18 protein-coding genes and 1 pseudogene are annotated in these 21,211 nt (G+C 67.7%); 17 read left to right on the top strand and 2 right to left on the bottom strand.

The window, feature by feature from the left end:
* Positions 1–64 precede the first annotated feature (64 nt).
* A complete protein-coding gene (locus ACZK5D_RS07230; protein WP_463664813.1) occupies positions 65–3,853 on the top strand; it encodes a tetratricopeptide repeat protein in 3,789 nt (1,262 codons plus the stop codon).
* Between the two features lie 292 nt (positions 3,854–4,145).
* On the opposite strand, the pseudogene ACZK5D_RS07225 reads toward ACZK5D_RS07230, so the two are convergent.
* Positions 4,146–4,514 (bottom strand): annotated as a pseudogene (locus ACZK5D_RS07225) (transposase); the annotation flags it as partial.
* Positions 4,502–5,777, bottom strand: a protein-coding gene (locus tag ACZK5D_RS07220) for an IS3 family transposase (protein WP_463664812.1) whose coding sequence is annotated in 2 segments (ribosomal slippage) — positions 4,502–5,488 and positions 5,490–5,777 — 1,275 coding nt in all. Because the reading frame shifts where the segments join, the coding sequence is not laid out codon by codon here. The gene ACZK5D_RS07220 and the pseudogene ACZK5D_RS07225, both read right to left, overlap by 13 nt.
* A 67-nt stretch (positions 5,778–5,844) precedes the next feature.
* Between ACZK5D_RS07220 and ACZK5D_RS07215 the strand changes: the two genes are divergently transcribed.
* From ACZK5D_RS07215 to istB, 16 genes are all read left to right on the top strand, one after another.
* Entirely contained in the window at positions 5,845–6,075 is a 231-nt protein-coding gene (locus ACZK5D_RS07215; RefSeq protein WP_463664811.1) for a hypothetical protein, read from the top strand.
* Positions 6,076–7,064: 989 nt separating this feature from the next.
* Positions 7,065–7,838 carry a hypothetical protein gene (locus tag ACZK5D_RS07210; RefSeq protein ID WP_463664810.1) on the top strand — a complete coding sequence of 258 codons (774 nt, stop codon included), beginning with the start codon at positions 7,065–7,067 and terminating at the stop codon, positions 7,836–7,838.
* Between the two features lie 139 nt (positions 7,839–7,977).
* Positions 7,978–8,145, top strand: coding sequence for a hypothetical protein (locus ACZK5D_RS07205; protein ID WP_463664809.1), 168 nt, complete (start codon positions 7,978–7,980; stop codon positions 8,143–8,145).
* A complete protein-coding gene (locus ACZK5D_RS07200) occupies positions 8,142–8,894 on the top strand; it encodes a hypothetical protein (protein ID WP_463664808.1) in 753 nt (250 codons plus the stop codon). Before ACZK5D_RS07205 ends, ACZK5D_RS07200 begins: the two co-directional genes overlap by 4 nt.
* The gene (locus tag ACZK5D_RS07195) at positions 8,891–9,220 is read left to right on the top strand and encodes a hypothetical protein (protein ID WP_463664807.1); all 330 of its coding nucleotides are present in this window, start codon (positions 8,891–8,893) and stop codon (positions 9,218–9,220) included. The genes ACZK5D_RS07200 and ACZK5D_RS07195 overlap by 4 nt, the downstream gene beginning before the upstream one ends.
* Positions 9,221–9,222: 2 nt before the next feature.
* The gene (locus ACZK5D_RS07190; protein WP_463664806.1) at positions 9,223–9,990 is read left to right on the top strand and encodes a hypothetical protein; all 768 of its coding nucleotides are present in this window, start codon (positions 9,223–9,225) and stop codon (positions 9,988–9,990) included.
* Positions 9,991–9,995: 5 nt separating this feature from the next.
* Positions 9,996–11,483 (top strand): hypothetical protein, encoded by a 1,488-nt coding sequence (locus ACZK5D_RS07185; protein WP_463664805.1) that lies wholly within the window; start codon positions 9,996–9,998, stop codon positions 11,481–11,483.
* Positions 11,464–12,969, top strand: a complete 1,506-nt coding sequence (locus ACZK5D_RS07180) for an SCO6880 family protein (RefSeq protein WP_463664804.1) — start codon at positions 11,464–11,466, stop codon at positions 12,967–12,969. Before ACZK5D_RS07185 ends, ACZK5D_RS07180 begins: the two co-directional genes overlap by 20 nt.
* Entirely contained in the window at positions 12,969–14,447 is a 1,479-nt protein-coding gene (locus ACZK5D_RS07175) for a putative type IV secretion/conjugal transfer ATPase (RefSeq protein WP_463664803.1), read from the top strand. The genes ACZK5D_RS07180 and ACZK5D_RS07175 overlap by 1 nt, the downstream gene beginning before the upstream one ends.
* The gene (locus tag ACZK5D_RS07170) at positions 14,447–15,910 is read left to right on the top strand and encodes a M23 family metallopeptidase (protein ID WP_463664802.1); all 1,464 of its coding nucleotides are present in this window, start codon (positions 14,447–14,449) and stop codon (positions 15,908–15,910) included. The genes ACZK5D_RS07175 and ACZK5D_RS07170 overlap by 1 nt, the downstream gene beginning before the upstream one ends.
* Positions 15,907–16,509: a hypothetical protein gene (locus tag ACZK5D_RS07165; RefSeq protein WP_463664801.1), complete on the top strand. Its 603-nt coding sequence runs from the start codon at positions 15,907–15,909 to the stop codon at positions 16,507–16,509. The genes ACZK5D_RS07170 and ACZK5D_RS07165 overlap by 4 nt, the downstream gene beginning before the upstream one ends.
* 182 nt (positions 16,510–16,691) lie before the next feature.
* Positions 16,692–17,135, top strand: a complete 444-nt coding sequence (locus ACZK5D_RS07160) for a hypothetical protein (RefSeq protein WP_463664800.1) — start codon at positions 16,692–16,694, stop codon at positions 17,133–17,135.
* Positions 17,132–18,568 carry a type IV secretory system conjugative DNA transfer family protein gene (locus ACZK5D_RS07155; RefSeq protein WP_463664799.1) on the top strand — a complete coding sequence of 479 codons (1,437 nt, stop codon included), beginning with the start codon at positions 17,132–17,134 and terminating at the stop codon, positions 18,566–18,568. Before ACZK5D_RS07160 ends, ACZK5D_RS07155 begins: the two co-directional genes overlap by 4 nt.
* A 14-nt stretch (positions 18,569–18,582) precedes the next feature.
* Entirely contained in the window at positions 18,583–19,101 is a 519-nt protein-coding gene (locus ACZK5D_RS07150; protein WP_463664798.1) for a hypothetical protein, read from the top strand.
* A gap of 23 nt (positions 19,102–19,124) precedes the next feature.
* The gene (gene istA / locus ACZK5D_RS07145) at positions 19,125–20,375 is read left to right on the top strand and encodes an IS21 family transposase (RefSeq protein ID WP_463664797.1); all 1,251 of its coding nucleotides are present in this window, start codon (positions 19,125–19,127) and stop codon (positions 20,373–20,375) included.
* Positions 20,375–21,139 (top strand): IS21-like element helper ATPase IstB, encoded by a 765-nt coding sequence (istB, locus tag ACZK5D_RS07140; protein ID WP_463664796.1) that lies wholly within the window; start codon positions 20,375–20,377, stop codon positions 21,137–21,139. The genes istA and istB overlap by 1 nt, the downstream gene beginning before the upstream one ends.
* The last annotated feature ends 72 nt before the right edge of the window (positions 21,140–21,211 follow it).

The following is a 21,211-nucleotide window of genomic DNA, read 5'->3' as shown; positions in this document are numbered from 1 at the left end:
AGGAGCTGGGTCGCACTTCAGAAAGCAGCCCCGGAAAGCGACGGATGAGGAAGAATCAGCTTCCATGAGCCTGATCCTCTCCTTGGCCGGTCTGGGACTCGGTATCGCAAGGATCTACATGCGCATGACCGACAATGCGGACCTTGCCGACGCGGTTGGCGATGCGGAGGCGACCTTTGGTCACAGTCTGGCCCTTCTTCCGGGACGGAAGTCCCAGGATCGTGAGTTTGCAGATGCGATCGCTACCGCATTGGCCGACGAACTGCGTGCGGGGTCTCAGTATCGAAGCCTCAACCCCGAGCAGCAGCGCAGCGTTGCTGACGGGGTAAGTCGATTGATCACGAAGAACGCCGGCGACTTGGGATGGGCCCTGAAACTAGAGGAGACGGACGCGCTCACCTATCTCCGGGACCATGGCGGGGCAGAGTTGAAACACAACTACCTCGAGTTCGGCGAGGCCTTCGAGGATTTGCTGTCTGCCACGGCCAGCGTTCTTGACAGGACCCGCCCGGTCCCTGGGCGGCAGGCTGCTTTCCTCCGTCTGTTCACGAGCAATAGTCGGATAGAGGCGAAACTCGACCTATCCAATGAAGCCCTTTCGCAACTACTTTCGGCGCAAGAAATAACGCAAACGGCGGTGAATGAAAGACTTGAGGCGGGTGGACATATCTTCGGTCGCCTCCCTCGGCCAATAGCGTTCTCGATCGGCCGTCCCGAACTAGACCAAGCTCTTACCGTACTCGCGCACCCCTCTTCACTCGTACTCCTCCACGGAGGCGTAGGGATGGGAAAATCTTACCTTGCGGCCCAGTTGCTTCGACGCCGCGAACGTAGCTCGACCCACACATTTTCTCTATGGCTTCGAGCTGACTCAGCGGAGAGGCTAATCGGCGAGTATGCCGCGGTCGCAGCGGCGATTGGATTGACCGGCAGTCACTCGTCTGAACTCAAAGAAACGGCAGGCCAACTACTTGACCTATTGAGACGCAATGAGGGGTGGCTGATTGTCTTGGATGGGGCTCGTGGGAGATTGGACGAGCTCGCTGAGTGGCTCCCCGCGGGACGTGGCAGGGTGATAATCACCACTCAAGTTGCAGCACCCGTCGATCAACTCGTTCACCTTGAGGTGTTCGATCACGTCGACTCTATCCCCGTCCGGAACTTTGATTCAGATCAAGCATTGTCTCTACTGACCAGCAGGCTCTTGCTCGAATCGCACGATGTTCGTGCGGAAGCCCTTCCTGAGTTAGCGGAGAGACTTGATGGTATCCCGATCGCCTTGGATGCAGCGGCTCGGTTACTTCTGAAAAACCCCACCCTCACCCCGAGGGCACTGCTGGACCTCCTGGACGATCGCGGCAGGAGATTGGCTGACGTGCTGCCAACGGAGCCGATGGCTCCTAGTCTGGGCGCCCTCTGGTCTCTCGCCTACGAAAGTGCAATGGAGAGTGATGGGACGGGCCTTGCAAGGCGCATAATGTCGCTCGCCCTCCATCTCGATCCAACGCATATCCCACATGCGTTTTGGACCGCGCATTCATGTGTCGACTACCTCAGTGACCCTCTGTCGAAGGAAGCACCGCCGAGGCGCTTGGTGATCGACGCTCTGAGGCATCTCGCGGATCGCTCGCTTATAGAAATCACTGGCGGGGCGACGAGAGGATATCGGATGCACGGGTTGCCCCAACGATTGCTTCTTGAGTCACAGCCAAATGATGTCCGCCACTCGACGGCGAGAATTTGTGCCGACATCCTGTCGGAGATGTGGCAGGATCCGCATCTAACGTTCAGTGGAGCGACGGAGATTCGAGATAATGCATACCACTTAGTTCTCTCGGGCTCCAGCAATCTCTCGCTAGCCGCGGTTGACTCAGCATTGATTTCGCCCGTAGTTCATCGGTTGTTGTACAGGTTGCAGGATGAACTGGTCGACGCGGGTAGAATTGAGGGCCCTGAAGAACTTTACAGCGACCTTCTGCGCTGGCTGGACAGCGAGGGTCCGCAGCGTTCTGAGGACTCCCTTCGCGTGCGGGTGGAACTGGCAGACATACTCGGTGAACGGGGCCGCGCAAGAGAGGCAGTCCGCGAGTTGCGTGCATTATGTGACCAGATCGGGCCAATCCCATACCAACCGACAGCGTGTGGTGATCTAGCTCTCAAAGCTTGGTACCGCCTCGCCCGCTGGGAGGCGAAGAGTAGCCGATACGATGAGGCAGTGCCACTATTTCGCCGATTGCGAAGAGCGTATGCCCAGGCCTGCGGATCGGACTCCGGTGAGTACTTCAAGTGTTCATATCAACTTGCTCGAGCCGCCGGGGAATTAGGACGCGTTCACGAAGCGATCCGGCGGTTGAAGAAACTCGTCCAGCAACAAGAACGATGCGGAAGCGCCAGCCTTAGACACATTATCAAGACGAAGACTGAGTTGGGGCGGTGGATCGGTCATTCCGGTGACGCGAGCGCCGCGGTGAAGTCGTTGAGCCGTCTTGCCGACACCTACGTCGAACTTTACGGGCCGAATGGACGCTCGACTCTGGCTTTTCGCCGGAAGCTCGCCTACTGGTCAGGAAAGTCGGGCAAGGCCGCTTTGGCATGGATTCTGAATGCTGACCTCCTTGCGGAATCAATTGCGGTCTTGGGCGAAGAGAACGAGGACACGATCAGGGTTTCCCGTAATCACGCCTATTGGTGCGGCCAGGCGGGGTATCCGCAGATCGCGGTCAGTCTGATGGCCGACGTCGTTGAGAAGGCTGGGCATTACTTGGGCGACGAGCATGGGGAAACGCTGGCGGCGCGCCGAACCAGAGCGGTGATGCTGGGTCATGCCGGGGATCCCGAGGCGGCCGTCGTTGCACTCTCAGCAATCCTGCCGGCTATGGAGATGGAACTTGGTCATGACCATCTAGACACGCTAGACGCGCGAAGGTTCCTAGCTGACTGGCTCGGCAACGCGGGAAGTCCATGGGCGGCAGTGGGTGCGCATGACGAGGTTATTGAGGCCCTTGAGCTTGTGATGGATCAGGATGCACCAAGGGTAGTTGCGGCGAAGAAGAACCGCGAGAAGTGGCGATGCCGGAGTGGATTCCCCACCGAGGCCCTGTCTCGTCTTCGAAGCGTGGCTGATGACGTCATTTCCGCACATGGATTCCTGCATCCGCAGACGTACTCGGTGTGGGAATGGCAGTTCGAGGCCATCGGAAACCTAGGTAATCCCAAAAGAGCTTCGCAGCTCTTTCAACGAGTGGCCGACGTTATGACACAGCAGTTCGGCAAGAAGGAAGTGGAGACGATATTGGCGCAGAATGCCGCCTATTACTGGTTGAGCAAGACGGGGCCGCGAGGTGAACGGCAAGCCCTGGATGGATACAATAGCCTCAGGCGACGCATAAGCCGACTGTCAATCACGCATCCACAGCTTCTGCAAATCAAAGCGAATCGCGCCTTCTGTCTGGGTGCTACTGGGCAGGTTGCGTCAGCATGCGCGTTATACGACGAGATCAGCAATGAGGCGAGCGAGATCTGGGTGGCTCGCCATCCAGAATGGCTCTTCCTCAGATCCAATCATGGACGCTGGCTGATCGAGCAAGACGCAGGTCGGGCGGCTGAGTTATTGACAATTGTTAACGCGGAGATGGTAGGCGACGCAGGGAAACCGGCAGTGTTAGAGAGAAGGCACCCGCAGTTGCTGACTGCAAGAGGCAGGCTGGCTTACGCTCACTATCGTCAGGGATTGAAGGATCGGGCGATTGATGAGCTACGTGCGGTCGCAAACGACCAAGCGAGATTCTTGGAACCGACACATCCCAAGAAGCAGACTACGTTGGAGACCCTCCGTCGGTGGGAGGATCAGTAATCCGGCTCTTCACAGATGGCGGTGGAGCGAAGGGGCGTGGTTGACTGGCTCGGCGCGCTGATCTCGACGGGGCCGGGGGCGGGTGGGGGCCCTCGGGTTGGCAGGATGAAGGTGTCTAATCCTATGGATGTCAAGCGGCGTTGAGGTATTCGCGGTAGGCGTTCGCGAGTGGGATGTTGAGGCGGGTGCCGCGTTCGAGTTCGCTGATGCGTGCGGGGACGGTTCCGAGGTGTTCGGCGGCCTGGGTGAGGGTGAGCCCTCGCAGGTGTCGGAGGGGACGGAGGTCGTCGATGCGTGGTGCGGGTGCGGGGTGGACGAGGAGGTGCCAGGCCTCGCGGGCGATGGCGCGTTTGAGGCAGCGCAGGACGTCCTTCTTGCTCTTGCCCGCGGCGGTGAGCTTGGCGGCGTAGGCCTTCGTGCGTGGATCGGTGGACAGCCGGACGAGCGCGATCTGGTGTAGGGCCCAGTTGGCTTGCCGGTCGCCGCCGCGGTTGAGGCGGTGCCGGGTCGTTTTCCCGGAGCTGGCGGGGATCGGGGCGGCTCCGCAGAGTGCGGCGAAGGATGCTTCTGTGCGGAGCCGGTCGGGGTTGTCTCCCGCGGTGATCAGCAAGGTTGCGGTGGTGAACCGCCCCAGGTTTCGTGCCGCTCTCATGTGGGGAGCAGCTCTTGGTTGAGAGCAGCGTAATGGGTGTCCTCGTACTCTGCTGGGGTGAGGTAGCCGAGGGTGGAGTGGAGGCGTCGCTGGTTGTACCAGTCGACCCAGCCGGCGGTGGCGTACTCGACGTCCGCGAGGGTCTTGTAAGGCCCGTCGCGGAACACCGTGGTGCGAATGCACTCGGCCTTGTAGAGGCCGTTGATGGTCTCCATGAGCGCGTTATCGTAGGCGTCGCCGACGCTGCCGATCGATGGGGAGATCCCCTCCAGGGCCAGATGCTCGGTGAACCGGATCGCGGTGTACTGGGAGCCGGCGTCGGAGTGGCAGATCAGCTCGTCGGGGCCGACGGGGTGGCCTTGCCGGTCACGGTCCCACAACGCGATCCGCAGCGGGGTGGCGACCAGCTCGACGTGCTTGGTGGTAGCGCAGTGCCAGGCCACGATCCTTTGGGAGAACACGTCGACGATGAAGGCGGTGTAGACGAACCCGGCCCAGCTGCGCACGTAGGTGAAGTCGCTGACCCACACCTTGTTCGGGGCCGCGGCCCGGAAGTTGCGGTTGAGCAGGTCCCCGGCTCGATGCCCGTCCTTGCCCGGGATGGTGGTGCGGACCTGCTTGGTGCGCACCACGCCCGACAAGCCCAGATGCCGCATCCCGCGGTCGACCGCACCGGGTGTCGCGGCCACCCCATGGCGTCGCAGGCAGGCAAGCATCTTGCGTCGCCCGTAGAGGCCCTCAGCGGTCAACCGCCGCCGACCGCGCATGTCGAGGGTGTAGGCGATCTGTGTGATCGCTTCGACCACGGTCGCGTCGCTGAGCGTTCTGGCGGAGGGTTGCCTGGTGCGCCAGGCCCTGTAGGTGCGCGCGGCGATCTGGCAGCCCTGGTCGGACAGGACCCGGCAGATCGACTCGACCGCGTGACCTTCGCTTCTCATGGTGTCGATGAACCCCGCGATCAGCGGTTGCGGGGGTCGAGTTCCCCGACACGAAGAAAGTCGTTGCAGCTCTCAGGATCGCCACGTCCTCACGGAGCCTGGCGTTCTCCGCCTTCAGCTTCTTGATCTGCTCGTGTTCCTCGCTGGTGGTCCCGGGGCGGGCTCCGTCGTCGATCTCGGCCTGCACCGCCCACCTGCGCACGGTCTCCGCGCCGACGCGTTCCTGCCGGGCAACTGCCGCGCACGCCGCCGTCAACGACGGGTACTGGCCCCGGTACTCACGCACCAACCGCAACGCCCGCTCCTTGACCGCGGGATCGATCTTCTTTGGCATAGCGCCATCCTTCCTGACTCAGAAAGAACCGGCACGAAACCTCAGGCGGTTCAGGGTGGTGTCGCCCTTGTTGGCCAACGTGTACCTGCACCGGCTGGACCGGGCATGGGACGCGTGTCGATACGGGGTACTGATCCGGGACGCCGACGACCTCGTGGTGATGTGCAAGACCCAGCGGCGGGCCGAGGCTGCGCTCGCGCAGCTGCGATACTTGCTGGCTGGGCTTGGGTTGGAACCGAAACCAGCCAAGACCAGGATTGTGCACCTGCAGGTGTGGGTGCTCGGTGGGTCCGGCTAGTGTCTGGCGCATGTCGGGGTGTGTGGCGTCCGTGTGTGAGTCGGAGACGCGTGGGCGGTTGTGTCGTTTTCATGCGCGGCGGCTGAGGCTGGGTTTGGGTCTGCCTACGGCTGCCGACCCCAGGCCCGGTGATCGGAGTGGCTTCGGGGTCTTTGGCGTGGTGGATGTCGCACCGGATGGGGTGTTGTGTCATGAGTGCGGCGAGAGGTTCGTCAAGGTGGGCCCGCATGTGGTGCGCGCCCATCGTCTTGGGATGGGTGTGTATCGGGAGCGGCACGGCATCGTCAGGGGAGAGTCGTTGGCGCTTCCAGTGACTACACCGGGCGAGCCGCGACGCAGGCCGCATCCGTGTCGGCGGTGTGGGGTGTCGTTGATGGTGCCGGGGAAGCTGTGTGGGGCGAGTCGGGAGCAACGCCTGACGGAGTTGGAGGAGCGGCGGGCCGCTGCACTGGTGCCGAAGCCGCCGCGGAAGCGGTGGCGGGTGTTGACGGAGGCGGAGCGTGAGGCGCTTCGTTGTGCTGGGCCTGAGGAGCTCGCGGTGTTGGTACCGGAGCTGCAGATGAGTCGTGTGACGTCGGTGGCCATCGCCGAGGTGTTGGGCCGCCGGCGGAAGTGGATGGTGCGGAACTTCCCGCGTCCTGACTGGAAGACCACTGCGCGGCGCTGAGCGGGACAGGAACTCAACCGAGCCGGGTGCAGTTGTGCACAGTGTCGTCCACAGCTGAGGTGCGGGGTGCGTGTAACTCAGGGGCGACGTGACGCCGGGCGGCGCCTGCGGTGACGTGCGGGCGCACGTGTCGACGGCTGGGCCGTCGCGGGTGGCTCTTCGTCTGAGAGTTGCCACGAACTTCTGGGGGTAGGTTTGTCGGCCCTAGTCAGCGCCGTTTCGGTGGCTGGGTTGGGGGTGCGTGGGGTGGGTGGGGGGTAGGGAAAGGGGGATGCGGGGGCGGGAGGTTCTGCGGTGTGAACCTACTCGAAAGGACCTCGTGATGAGTGTGCGGGCCGCGTTGAACATCGATCCCCTGCTGGATGCTGCGGATGAGCGTTGGGGGGTGTGGACGAGTGGTGAGCCGGTGTTGTCGCGGTTCGGGTCGTGTGGTGATGTCGCGGAGTGGCGGGTGGACGCGGAGTGGCGGGAGGATCGGGAGGTTCTGCTGGCTTTGGGCCGGTTGACTCGGGTCGAGGAGTTCCGGGTGGATGCCACGGCGGTGTTGGTGCATCTGTTGTTGCCGGCGTGTGAGGCGGTGGTGGCGCTCCGGTCGCGGAACAGCGGGGATGTGCGGCATGTGGAGGATGTGGCGGCGGGGTATCTGTGGGCGGAGGTGGCGGAGTATCCGTGGGATGACCCGTTGAAGGGGTGGATCCCGCAGGGGGTAGCGCGGCGGGTGGGTCGGGCGTTGGATCGGGAGTTCGGCTGGGGGATGTCGGCGGAGCGGGTGTGGCGGGATCGGGCGGCGGTGGATCCGGGGGTGTTGGAGCGGACCGTGCCGGGGCAGGACCGTGACGCGTTGAAGAGCAGCGACGTGTATTGGTGGGCGTTGAGCGAGGCCGGGCTGACCCGCGAGGACATGGATCTGCTGGTGGCGTTGGCGGTGACCGCGGCCGATGACGGGATCGCTGCGCGGGGGAGCGCCGGCCTGACCGCGCGGGCGGCGTGCCTGCAGGTGGTCGAACCGGGTCACACTGCCGACCAGGTGCAGTACCGCGCGAGGAAGGCGCTGAAGGTGCTGCGCGCCGCGGCCCGCAGCAGCGCCGCCGCCTAACCACGCCGCCGCCGACCGGCAGACCGCCCCTTCTTCGTTCATGCCGGGTTGAGGGGATTGGTGCCGGGGTGGTGACGCGCTGGCGGGGGTGGGTGGGGGTTCTTGGGTGGCAGGACGGGTTGGAAGGGTGGTGCCGGTCATGGCGGATGACGAGACGCAGCAGCTCATTGTGGTGGCGAAGGGTGAGGCGGAGGCGTGTGATCAGCTGGTGTTCTGGTCCCAGCGGCTGCGGCAGGCGCTGGAGGCTCGCCGTCGGCTGCTGGAGGTTCCCCCGGCTCGCCTGAAGGCCGCCTTGGAGGGCAAGTGACGGTCACCGGCTGCTCCCTGGCCGAACTCCGCGCCGCCTACGCGGCCCTCCAGGAGGGCACCTTCACCACCGACATCGACCCGACGACCGCAGCCGACGCCGTGGTGCCAGCGCCGCCGACCGCCAGGTCGATCACGGGTGCGGTGGTGGGGGTGGTGGGGGTCTCTGGTGGGGTCGGGGCGACGGTGGTGGCGCTGGCTGTCGCTGAGGCCATGGGCGCGTCACGGCTGGTCGAGCTCAGCGACCCTGGGTTGTCGGGGCTGGCGGCCGCGTCGTCGGCCGAGCTCGGCACCCAGCACGGCTGGACCATCGGCACTCGTGGAGGGCTGCGGCTGGCGCGCCGCGTCACCCCGGACGCGCTGATCCTTACCCCAACGGATCTTGGCGGGGTGACGGTCGTGGACTTCGGTGTGTGGCCGGACACCCTGGCCGGCACCGGCGTTGCCGTGTTGGTGGGGGTGGCGGGTTGTTCGGTGCCTGGTGTGCGGCGCCTCGAGGCGCGCCTGGAGCTGCTCGACTCGTCGGTTCCGGTGGTGCCGGTGATCACGGGCGTGCCGGGGCGGGCGTTGCCGAAGCCGGTCGGTTCGGCGTTCGGCCCGCTGTTGCGGGCGGCCGCAGGGTGTGGGCGGTTGGTGGTGGTGCCGGAGTGTTCGAGTCTTCGGGTCGGTGGGGTTACCGCTGGTCCGCTTCCGCGTCGGCTGCAGTCCGCGGCCGGCGCCATCGTGTCGTGTGTGGAGGAACTCTCATGATCAATCAACTCGTAGCGGCCGTGTCGGCGGGTGTGCTGGTTCCGGCGGAGGGGCGGGGGATGGTGTGTCCGGTCGCGCCGGCAGGGGCGCAGGTGCTGGTGGATGAGTTCCTGGGCTGGTTCTCGTGGGCTCTGGTGTGGGTGGCGTTCCCGGCGGGGATCCTGGCCGCGGTGGCGGCGGTGATCCTGGGGAAGGTGTTCTCGATGCCGCACGTGTCGAAGGGCGGCCTGATCGGGGTGTTCGTGGTCCTCGGCGCCGCCCTGCTCTACCTCGTGATCCCCGGCATCTTGTCGGGGTTCCTCGGCGACGGCTGCGTCACCCGCTAACCATGAAGCCCGCACGTGCGCATCTGACCCTGCTGGCCGCCGTGACGTCGGTGGCGCTGCTGCTGCTCTCCGGGCTGGGGTTCGCCGCCTACTTCGCCATCACCGACCCACCCACCCCCGGCGCAGCTGACACGGTCGAGGCGCTGCCGTCCGGGGATGTCTCGGTGCGCGATGAGATCGCGGCCGCGCCGATGCTGGCGGCGTCGCCGTCGGATGCGACGGGCGGCACCCCTGCCCTGGGGCAACTGCCGACGATCGACATCCCCCTGGCCGATCGCGTTGGGCCTCAGGGGATCCCGACCGGGTATCCGCAGACGCCCGAGGGGGCGGTGGGGCAGTTGGGGGAGATCCTGGTCTCCGTCCTCGGCGCCATGGATCTGGGTCATGCGCAGCGGGTGCAGCAGACCTGGTTCGAGGACCCCACTGCCGCTGCGGGGTCGTGGCCGGTGTTGGGGTTGATCCAGTCGTTCCTGACCGCCGGGCAGATGCCGAGCGGGCTGGAGCCGGGGGCGTCGCTGACGGTGATCCCGGCCGCAGGGCAGATCAAGGGCTCCGACGGCGACGGCTGGCATGTGGTGTGCGTGTTGGTGGAGATCACCTACACGTTTCGTGACCAGGCCCGCCTCGCGTATGGGCATTGCGAACGCATGACCTGGCAGCAGGACCGGTGGGTCATCGCCGAGGGTGTGCATCCGGTGCCGGGGCCGTCGACGTGGCCGGGCACGGAGCTCGCCGTGGCGGCTGGCTGGCTGACCTGGCGGGACGTGTAACAGCCGTGTGGGAGCAGATTGGGGAGTTGTTCGGTGATCTGGCCGCCGCCGGGGGTCAGATCGTGGTGGATGCGTGGGTGGCGATCTGCATGGCGGTGTGGGGGGCCGGGCTGTGGGTGATGCGGGCGATCCTCGCGTTGGGGGACTGGTTCCTCACCCCGAACCTGAACCCGGACGGGTCGTCGGCGTTGTGGTCGGTGTACTCGGTGACGCTGTGGCTGGGTCTGTCCCTGGCCCTGATCTTGATGATGGTGCAGCTGGTGGGCACGGTGCTGCGCCGCGACGCCGCCTCGTTGGGTAGCGCGCTGGTGGGTGCGGTGAAGTTCCTGCTGGTGTGCGCGTTGTGGTACTCCTACGGCGCGGCGGTGGTGACCGCCGTCGAGGGCCTGAACACTGCGCTGCGGCGTCAGCTGTTGGGCACCGATGATCTGGCCGGGTGGGAGCCGGCGGGGCTGGATTTCACCGAGGGCGTGATGACCGGCACCACGGCGACGGTGTTGTTGCTGCTGGGGTTGGTGTTGTGGCTGGCCGGGTTGGCGCATCTGGTGGTGATGCTGGGCCGGGCGGTGTCGCTGATCGTGATCGCCGCGACCGCACCGATCGCCGCGGCCGGGTTGATGTTCACCCCGTTCGAGGCCTGGTTTTGGAAGGCGTTTCGCTGGTTCCACGCCGCCGCGATCGCCCCGCTGCTGATGACCCTGATGCTCGGGCTGGGGGTGCAGCTGTCCACCGGCGTGTCGCTGGGGTTGGAGGACTCCGCCCAGGAGGCCGTCGCCCTGGCGTTGCCGTCAGTGGTGATGATCGCGGTCGCAGCGGTGTCCCCGGTCGCGCTGTTTCGGCTGTTGGCGTTCGTGGATCCGGGCACCACCAGCGGCGCATCGTTCCGCGCCGGCCTCGCCGCCCCCACCGGCGCGTCGTCGGCCGCCGGCCACGCCCACACCGCCGTCACCCGCACCACCAGCAGCAGCGGCAGTCGCGGGGGAGTGGCTGGTGCGGGGGAGTCGGCCACCGCGAGCCGTGCCGCCGCCGCGCAGAGCTCCAGCCTCACCCCCGCCGGCGCCGCCAGTGCCGGGGCCGGTTCGGGAGCTGCAGCCGGCGGAGCTGCAGCTGCTGGTGGTGCCGGTGGCGCGGCCGCGGGTGGCGCTGCGGCGGGTGGTGCTGCTGCTGGTGGTGCGGCGGTGGGTGTGGGTGCGGTGGCGGGGCCGGTGGGGGTGGTTGCGGCGGGGGTGATCCTCGGGGCGAAGAAGCTCGTCGACGGGTTCCAGCAGGTCGGCGCGCGGGCCACGGGGCTGGTCAACGACACCACCTCCGGGATGGGGGCGGGGGATCCGTCGTATCCGTATGACCCGGCCGGCGACATCCGCCGCACCCCAATTCAGCCTCGCCCGGCCCCGCCCGGCGCCGGCACATCAACTTCCCGGCCGCAGGGTGCGGCGCGGCCTCCTGTGGCTGTGAGAGAAGCGGAGGATCACAGTGGCGGCTCGAACCTTTGACGCGTTCACCACCCCGAAGGCGGGGGTGATCTGGGGCCTCACGGTCCCGCAGTTGTTGTTTCTGTCGGTGGCGACGTTCCCGGCGTGGATCGCGATCAGTGCGCAGCGCTGGCTGGCGGGGATCGTGTGGGTGCCGGTGTGGCTGCTGCTGCTGTTCCTCACCGTCGTCCCCCTCGGCGGCCGCCCCGCCGTCGGCTGGCTGGCCGCCGCCACCGCGTTCGCCGTCGCCGGCCTCACCGGCTGGTCCGCGTTCCGGTCGACGGCCGCCACCGGCACCCTGCGGGACCTCGGTGAGCTGGACATGCCCGGCGCCTTGACCGGGGTGGAGGTCCTCGACGGGCCACCGGTCGGCCTCGCCCAACGCCGGATCGCGGTGATCAAACACCGCGCGGCCCGGACGTGGGCGATCACCGCCCGCCTCGAGCATGACGGGATCGCGATGGCCACCGACGCCGCCTGCCACCGCTACGCCGACGGCCTGACCGAACTGCTGGACACCGCCGCCCGCGGCGAGCTGATCTCCGAGATCCACCTGATCGTGCGCACCACCCCCGACGATTGCACGGAACGGGAACTGTGGCTACGCGCCAACATCACCCCCGACGCCCCCGTCACGAGCGTGGCGACGCAGATCGAGCACCTGCGCTGGTCCCAGGCCGGGGTCCGCACCGAAGCGTTCATCACCCTCGTCATCCCCGACAACCGGCTGGCGAAGGAGGCGCGTCACATGGGCGGCGCCACCGACGGCCGGATGAACACCCTCCTGTCCCTGGCCGCCGAGATCGGGGCCGTGGTCACGGGCTCCCTCGGCGCCCGCAGCATCTCATGGTTGACCTCGCCGGAACTCGCCCAGGCAGTGCGGTTGGGGTTCGCCCCTGACGACCGCGCCGGTCTAGTGCGGGCCGCACATGAGGCCGCGGACGACCCGTCGGTCAACGCGGGGGTGCCGTGGGCGTTGGCCGGCCCCTCCCAGGCCTACACCGCGGTTCGGCACTATGCGCATGATGCGTGGGCGACGGTCACTTCGACGGTGAAGCTGCCGGAGCGGGGCGCGTCGATGGGGATGTGGGGGAATGTGCTGGCACCCTCGGAGGCGGTCGAGCGGCGCAGTGTGGCGGTGGTGTTCCCGATCGAGAAGCAGTCCGCGGCGGATCGGAAGGCGGCGCAGCAGGAGTTCGGCCAGAGCCTCGGCCAAGGGTTGAAGGACCGGCTCGGGGTCCGCACCGGCGCGAAGGACCAGCGACGGCAGGCGAAACTGGATCGGGTCGAGACCCAGCTCGCGATGGGCGCCACGATGAGCCACCCCTACGCCCTCTGCTCGGTCACCGTCCCCAGCAGCGCGCCGGTGGCGGAGTTCGGGCGCCGGCTGGATGCGGCGATCCGCCGCGGCGGCATGGCCCCACAACGCCTCGACATGTCCCAGGACCTGGCGTTCGCCGCCTGCACCCTCCCGCTCGGGGTCAGCCTCACCACCAGGCAGCAGTGATGCCCCGCAGCATTCAGCGCCTCCTCGCGGACTTCGGCCACGACCTCCCCACCAAACCAGCCACCGTCGACGAGCGGCCGGTGCGGGAGTTCACCACGGCCCCATCGTGGCGCGGCCGCCCGGCGAAAGGGGCGGGGTGGGTGGCGTCGCGGCCGGCGGTGAAGCGGTATCGGATGACCTCCGACCAGGCCGGGGTGTTCTGGCCGTTCCTGACCGGTGGCGGGTTGCCGCCGACCGGGGCGGCCATGGGCACCGACCTGAGCAACGGCGCCACCTTCTACGTCGACCCCCACGGCTGGGTCCTCAACGACGCCATCCCGGTCACCAATCCGAACATCTTCGTGTTCGGGAAACCCGGCCGGGGTAAGTCGGCATGGGTCAAAGCGTTCCTCAACCGCATGTTCGCGTTCGGCTACCAGGCGCTGATCCTGGGCGACCCGAAGGACGAGTACGAACTGATGTGCCGCCACTTCGGCGTCGAACCCTTCGCGATCGGCCCCGGCATGCCCACCCGCCTCAACCCCCTCGACCCCGGACCCCTCGCCACCGGCTGGAGCCACCTCGACCGTGACGAGCGCGAACGGCGCGCCTCGATCATCGTCGGCCGCTGGCTGGTCCTGCTGCGTTCGCTGGTCGGGTCCCAGAGCATCGGCGACAAGAAGGTCGCTGTGGGCCCGACTGAGGAGCAGGTCCTCAAAGCCGTCCTCACCGAGCTCACTGGGACGGATGTGCGGGAGTTGCGGCCGATCGTGATCCCGCAGGTGTGGCAACAGCTGCACTCACCCAGCGACTCGCTGATCGCGGAGCTGCGCTACCCCGACCGGCACAGCTTCCTCGCCGACACCCGCTTGCTGCGGGATGCGGTGGCGCAACTGATCTCGGGTGTGTTCGCGGGGATCTTCGACGCCCCCACCACCGTGACGATCGACTGGACCGCCCCGATCCAGTCCCTGTCCCTCTCGCGATTGATGCCTCTGGGGGATGATGCTGTCGGGATGGCGTTGATGTGCCTCAACTCCTGGGGCACCGCCATGCGCCACGTGTCCGGTCGGCGCAGGATCAACGTCCGCGACGAAGTCTGGCGCCAACTCCGCCTCGGCACCGGGGCCGTGTCCTCCTTCGACGCCGATCTGCGGCTGTCGCGCTCGCATGGCGACATTGAGATCGCCAACGCCCACAAGCCGTCGGACTATCTCGGGGCGGGGCATGCCGGGTCGCAGGCGCAGCAGATCGCCAAGGACCTGCTGCACCTGGGTGACATCAAGGTCCTCTTCGGCCAGGACGCCGAGGTCGCCGACGACCTCGAGCAGCTCCTCGACCTCGGCCCTATCGCCCGCGACCTGGTCACCGGCTGGGCCATGGGCGGCACAGGCCGAGCCCTCATCGCCGTCGGACCCCGCCTCCACAAAGTGGCCCTCACCCTCCACCCGGATCTCGAACTCCCACTGACCGACACCAACCAGAAACTCCAGACCTGATGTGGAAGGCACTGCTCTCCATCGGGGCGGCGCTCACCCTGCCCCTGGCCCCGATCCTCGTGTTCGCCGGCGCCCTCACCGGACCCCAAGTCCAGAGCCAGACCATCACTGCGACCTGTGCCGGGTGGACGGGCGACACCCCGGTCGGCATCGAGTTGGATGCGGGGCAGATGAACGCCGCCGCGATCATCTACGCCGCCGCCCTCGACACCGGCGCCGGGCCGGCGGGGGCGGTGGTCGGGATCGCCACCGCCATGCAGGAATCGACCCTCGGCGCCCACCCCGCCAGTCGTACCCCCAACCAGGATGGGGATGTCGGCCTGTTTCAGCAACGCTCCCTGGTCGGCTGGTACGCCGACGGCAACACCCAACAAGAGAACCTCACGATCCTCGCCGACCACGGGTATCAGGCCCGCAGCTTCTTCCTCGGCCACACCACCACGGGCGGCTGGCACATCCCCGGCCTGACCGACATCGATGGCTGGCAGCAGCTCACGGTGACCCAAGCGGCGCAGAAGGTGCAGGTATCGGCCTACCCCGACGCCTACGCCCAACACGAGGCCCTGGCCCGCACCCTCGTCGCCCTCTTCGCCGGCCAACCCGCAGGTCTCGCCACCTGCGGACCCCTCGACGCCGACCTGGACTGCGCCCCCACCGGCCTGCCCTCCGAGCAGGGCCAGACCCCCGACGCGCTGCGCGTCATGCGCTGCATCCACAGCCGGTGGCCGCAGATCCGATCGCTGCTCGGCGTCCGCCCCGGCGACCCACGCGATCACGGGACCGGTCGCGCCGTCGACGTCATGATCCCCAACTACTTCTCACCCGCCGGGATCGCGCTGGGTACCGAGATCGCGGGATGGGCCCGCGCCAACGCCGCCGCTCTGGGCGTCACCTACGTGATCTGGCGCGAGCACCTCTGGTCCACCGCAAGGGCCGGCGAAGGGTGGCGACGCTGCGGCCAGGCCGCGTCCTGCTACACCGGCCCCGACCCGTCCGCCGCGCACCTCGACCACGTCCACATCTCCGTCCACGGCAACCAAGGCACCAGCACCACCTCAATTGGGCAGGGCTCTGTCGTGTTGCCCTTCGACCAGTACCGGCTCACCTCCCGCTTCGGCGACACCGGACCCCACTGGAAGAAGGCCCACACCGGCCTCGACTTCGCCGCCCCCACCGGCACCCCCATCAAAGCCATCGCCGACGGCACCATCACCCGCGCCGACCCCGCCGGCGCCTACGGCAACCTCACCACCATCCAAGCCACCGACGGCACCGTCATCTACTACGCCCACCAATCCACCATCCACGTCACCACCGGACAACGCGTCACCGCCGGGACCGTGATCGGCCGCGTCGGCACCTCCGGCAACGTCACCGGCGCCCACCTCCACCTCGAAGTCCGCATCGCCGGCATCCCCACCGACCCCGACCGCTGGCTCCGCACCCAAGGACTCACCCCATGAACCCACACCCAGCCGCCCGCCTCCTCACCGCGACACTGCTCGCCGTGCTGCTCGCCGGCTGCACCACCACACCAGACCCCACCGAGACGCCCACCCCACCCGCCACCACGCCCGCTTCCCACCCGGTCAGTCCGCCCGCGTCGGTGGAGGAGAGCGGCCCGGCCGAGGGCTGGATCGGCGACGACGAACTCCACGCCACCCACTCGCAGGTGGACGTGCATCCCCAGTCGCCCGAGGATGCCGAGCTCGCGGCCGCGGTCACCGCCGCGACCGAGTTCATCCTCGGCTGGCTCACCCCGGACCAAGGACTGCGCCGGCAGCGCTTGGAGGGTGTGGCAGCGGAGGCGCTGATCGCCGCCTTCGACGATCCCCGGTTCACCCCCGTCGCCGTCACCCAGCACGGCCCCGTACACGTGATCGAGGCCGACCCGATGCAGATCACCACCCGGCACCGCCTCGACACCGGCACCGTCGTCGACGTCACCCTCATCCTCGACCCCGACGCCACCCACGGCTGGATCGCCATCACCATCACCACCCGACCCGCCCCCGGGGACCCGATCCCCCCGAAGGGGAGGCGCAGGTCCAGCCGATGGTAGGTATACCCTTCATGCGGTGACCGACTAACGTCGAGCGCACACCCAGAACCGGTGTCGACCCCCAACGCGACACCGTCCAGCCGGAAGCCTCCAGCGAACCCCCCATCGCCGGAGGCTTCCGCGCTCCCACCCGCAGCCGCTTGTCACGCTGTAGGCCGGCCAAGTCCGGGTTCGTCAGGGGTATGACAGATGCTCAGCACGAGGACGGCTACGCCTGGACGTGGGAACCCGCCGCTGGCGCCTTCACCGCCATCGCGCTCCTCGCGGTGGTCGCGGTTCAGGGCGGCCGCAGCCTCACCCTCGCGGCCGCCGGCGCCGGCTGGCATTGGCCACCGTCGGCCGCGCTGGTCACCAGCAGCTGGGGCATCCTCACCGGCAACCTCCACGCCGGCCTCACCACCCACACCCCCGACGGCACGGTATGGACGGCCTGGATCATCGCCGGCCTCCTGTTCACAGCAGGCCTGACCACGGCGATCATCATCGCGCTGCGCGTCACGGCCGGGCGCCGGTTCAAGGGCATGGCCACCACCGGACAGGCCGAACAGCTCCTCGGCCTCGGCCGCCTCCGGGCTAACCGGGCCGTCATCCGCCCCGACCTCTACCGCAAGACACGCCGGCCATGAGACGACGCTTCACGCCAACTGAGGTCGGGTGGCGGATCGGCACCAGCAAGGTGCCGGTCGGGGTCGCGTTGTGGCAGCCGTGGGACCGCACCGCCGGCGTCATCGGCCCCCAAGGATCGGGCAAGACCCTCGACATCCTCACCCCAGCGCTGCTCCAGGCCCCCGGCGCCGCGCTGGTCACCCTCACCAAACCCGACGACCTGCTCCTCACCCTCGCCGCCCGCCAAGCCCGCGGCCCCGTCGCTGTCCTCGACCCCTTCGGCGCCGCGCCGGGGTTGCCGGAGCTGATCTGGGACCCGATCGATGGCTGCGTCGACGCGACGGTGGCTGAGAAACGCGCCAAAGCCTTCTGCGCCGGCACCCTCGGCAACATCGAGGGTGGGGACTCGGCGGCCCGCTTCTACGCCGCCGAAGCCGCGAAAGTGATCCAGTGCTACCTCCACGCCGCAGCCCTGGCCGGGCACACCCTCAACCAGGTCCTGCAATGGGCCGCCAACCCCCGCACCGCCACCACCCCCACCGAAATCCTCCGCGCCCACCCCATGGCCGAGCCGAACTGGTCCGGTCTGCTGGCTGGCGCGGTCAGCAACACCGATGAGCGCACCGCTGGCAACACCAAATCCACCGTCGACCAAGCCCTGGCCCTCTTCGCCACCAAGGATCGCCGCGAACGCTGCGTGCCTACTAAAGGCCGGCCTGCCGTCGACATCGCGGAGGTCATCAGACAGGGTGGCACCATCTACCTGCTCGGCCGCGAGGATCCCTACGTGTCCGCGTCCCCGTTGATGACCGCCGTCGCCGAGCATGTCCTGGACACCGCCCTCCAGCTGGCCAATGGGAGCGGGTTCGGCAGGTTGTGTCCGCCGATGCTGGCCTGCCTCGACGAGCTCCCGTCGACGGCGCCGCTGCCGACGTTGGCAACGCGGATGGCGAACGAGCGGGCGTTGGGGATTTCGTTCATCTGGGCCTCCCAGACGTGGGCGCAGCTCACCCGCATCTTCGGGGAACAACAGGCCCGTGCGATCAAGGACCTGACCAATTCGCTGATCATCTTCGGCGGCTCCAAAGACGCCGCCTTCAACCGCGAGATCAGCGACCTGCTCGGCACCCGACGCGTCACCCGCCGAAACCATCAACACGGCGGCCACGGCTCGATCTCCACCCACGGCGAAGACACCCCCGTCATCCGCCCCGAACAACTCCGCGAACTCCCCACCCGCACCGCACTCATCGTCGCCGAGAACGGCAAACCCATCCTCACCACCCTCCACCGCGCCATCGACGGCAAACCCGGCAAACAGCTCCTCGCGCAGCAGCGCGTAGCCCGCGCCCTCCTCGCCACAGCAGATGGTGGAGCTGCTCAGCCGTTGACGGTGGGGGAGAAGACCCGGCTCGCGCACTCCTACTCCCGACAACTCGGCCTCACCGACTAGACGAAGGACCCCCCATGGTTGCCCAGCTCGAACCGTTCCCCGAACCCAGCGAACGCATGCTCGCCGCCTACGTCAACCTGGCCTACCTCGCCCGCGGTGGAGGCGGCGCTGAAGCGATCATGGCCACCGGGGAGATCCTGCCCCGACCCTGGGACCTCACCACGATCGCCGACCCCCACCTGCGATCCGACACCTGGCAGTGGCTCGACGCCTTCGTCACCTGGCTCAACACCCAACACGCCTGGTACTCCGCCGACCACACACCCGCCTGCTGGCCCGAACACCCCGGCCTCATCCGCGAACTCTCCACCCTCGCCGCCCTGCGTTACCAAGCCGGCGAAGCCCTCGGCCCCATGCCGCTCGAGGAATGGCACCGCTACGCCCTGCCCAGCTACCTCGACCGCACCGCGGACCAGCGCCGCGCATGTGATGGGAAACACCAACCCTGGCCGGGACGAGCCGCGCACGCCCGCCACACCACCCCATGTCGATGCCGAGTGAATACTGACCCCGTGGCGCCGAGTGAATTTTGACCCCTCTCCGTCAGAGTGAGGGAGTGATCAGTGTGGAGGATTGGGCCGAGATCCGACGGCTTCATAGGTCGGAGGGGTTGGCGATCAAGGCGATCGCGCGCCAGTTGGGGGTGGCAAGGAACACGGTGAGGTCGGCGTTGGCCTCGGACGTTCCGCCCAGGTATGAGCGGGAGTCGCCGGGGTCGTTGGTCGATGCCGTCGAGCCGCAGATCCGGGCGTTGTTGGCGGCGACGCCGCGGATGCCGGCGACGGTGATCGCGGAGCGGATCAGCTGGGAGCATTCGTCGTCGGTGCTGCGGGCGAGGGTGGCTGAGTTGCGGCCGTTGTATCTGCCGGCGGACCCGGCGGATCGGACCCAGTATCGGGCCGGGGAGATCGTGCAGTGCGATCTGTGGTTCCCGCCGAGGGTCGTGCCGGTGGCTGACGGGGTGCTCGCGGCGCCGCCGGTGTTGACGATGGTGGCCGCCTGGTCGGGGTTCATCGCCGCCCTGTTGCTGCCGACCCGTCAGACCGGGGACCTGCTGGCGGGCATGTGGCAGCTATTGGCGGGGAGCTTCGGGGCGGTCCCGCGGATGCTGGTGTGGGACAACGAGGCAGGGATCGGGCAGCACCGACGCCTCACGGTGCCCGCGAGGGGCTTCGCCGGAACGTTGGGGACCAGGATCTATCAGACCAATCCCCGTGACCCGGAGGCGAAGGGGGTGGTGGAGCGGGCCAACGGGTTCCTGCAGACGTCGTTCATGCCGGGCCGCGAGTTCGTCTCCCCGGCCGACTTCAACACCCAACTCGCGGACTGGTTACCGCGGGCGAATCAGCGGCTGCTGCGCCGCACCGGCGCTAGACCAGCAGACATGCTGGCGTCGGAGGTGGCGGCGATGAGCAGCCTGCCGCCGGTGGCGCCGCTGGTCGGGTCGAGTAGCCGGGTCCGGCTGGGCCGTGACTACTACGTGCGGGTCGCGGGTAACGACTACTCGGTCGACCCCGCCGTGATCGGCCGGTTCGTCGACGTCGGCTGTGACATGGACACCGTCACCGTCACCTGCGCCGGCCAACCCGTGGCCTCTCATGCGCGGTGTTGGGACCAGCGGCGCACCCTCACCGACCCTGCCCACGTCGCGACCGCGAAGACGCTGCGGGCGGCGCACCAGAAGGCTGTCCGCGTCGATGCCCGCGGCGTGGGCGAAGACGTCGGACTCCGGCCGTTGAGCGTCTACGACGACCTGTTCGACCTGCCCGGCATCGACCCGGCGAGCGCGTCCGGGGCGGTGGCCTGATGAGCCTCACCGCGAGGGACCTGACCGGCGAGATCGGGTTCCTGGCCCGGGAGCTGAAGACCCCGGTGATCGCTGAGACGTTCACCGACCTCGGTGACCGGGCCCGCGCCGAGGGCTGGTCCCACGAGGAGTACCTCGCCGCCGTCCTCGGCCGCCAGGTCGCCTCCCGCACCGCCAACGGCACCCGGCTGCGGATCTCGGCCGCTCACCTTCCAGCCGTCAAGACCGTCGAGGACTTCGTCTTCGACCACATCCCCGCCGCGTCCCGTGACCTGATCGCGCACCTGGCCACCTGCACGTTCATCCCGAAACGCGAGAACGTGGTCCTCCTCGGCCCACCCGGCACCGGGAAGACGCACCTGGCGATCGCGTTGGGCATCAAGGCCGCCGAAGCAGCCCATCCCGTGCTGTTCGACTCTGCCACCGGCTGGATCAACCGGCTCGCCGCCGCCCACGCCTCCGGCGCCCTCGAACGCGAGCTGCGCCGGCTGAAACGCTACCGCGCCTTGATCATCGACGAGGTCGGCTACCTGCCCTTCGACACCACCGCCGCGGCCCTGTTCTTCCAACTGATCGCCTCACGCTACGAGACCGGCACCGTCATCGTGACCTCAAACCTGCCCTTCAGCCGCTGGGGCGAAACCCTCGGCGACGACGTCGTCGCCGCCGCGACCATCGACCGCCTCGTCCACCACGCCCACGTCATCGGGCTCGACGGCGACTCCTACCGCACCCGCGGCCACCGTCGCCAACCAACCAAGTAGAACCAACAACAACCATGAGAGGGGTCAATTTTCGATCGGCAACAGGGGGTCAGTTTTCGTCCGGCGTTGACA

This window comes from Tessaracoccus yangjingae, from assembly GCF_055326235.1.
Note: the sequence above shows the minus strand (reverse complement) of the source record. Positions and strands in the feature narration are given on the sequence as shown.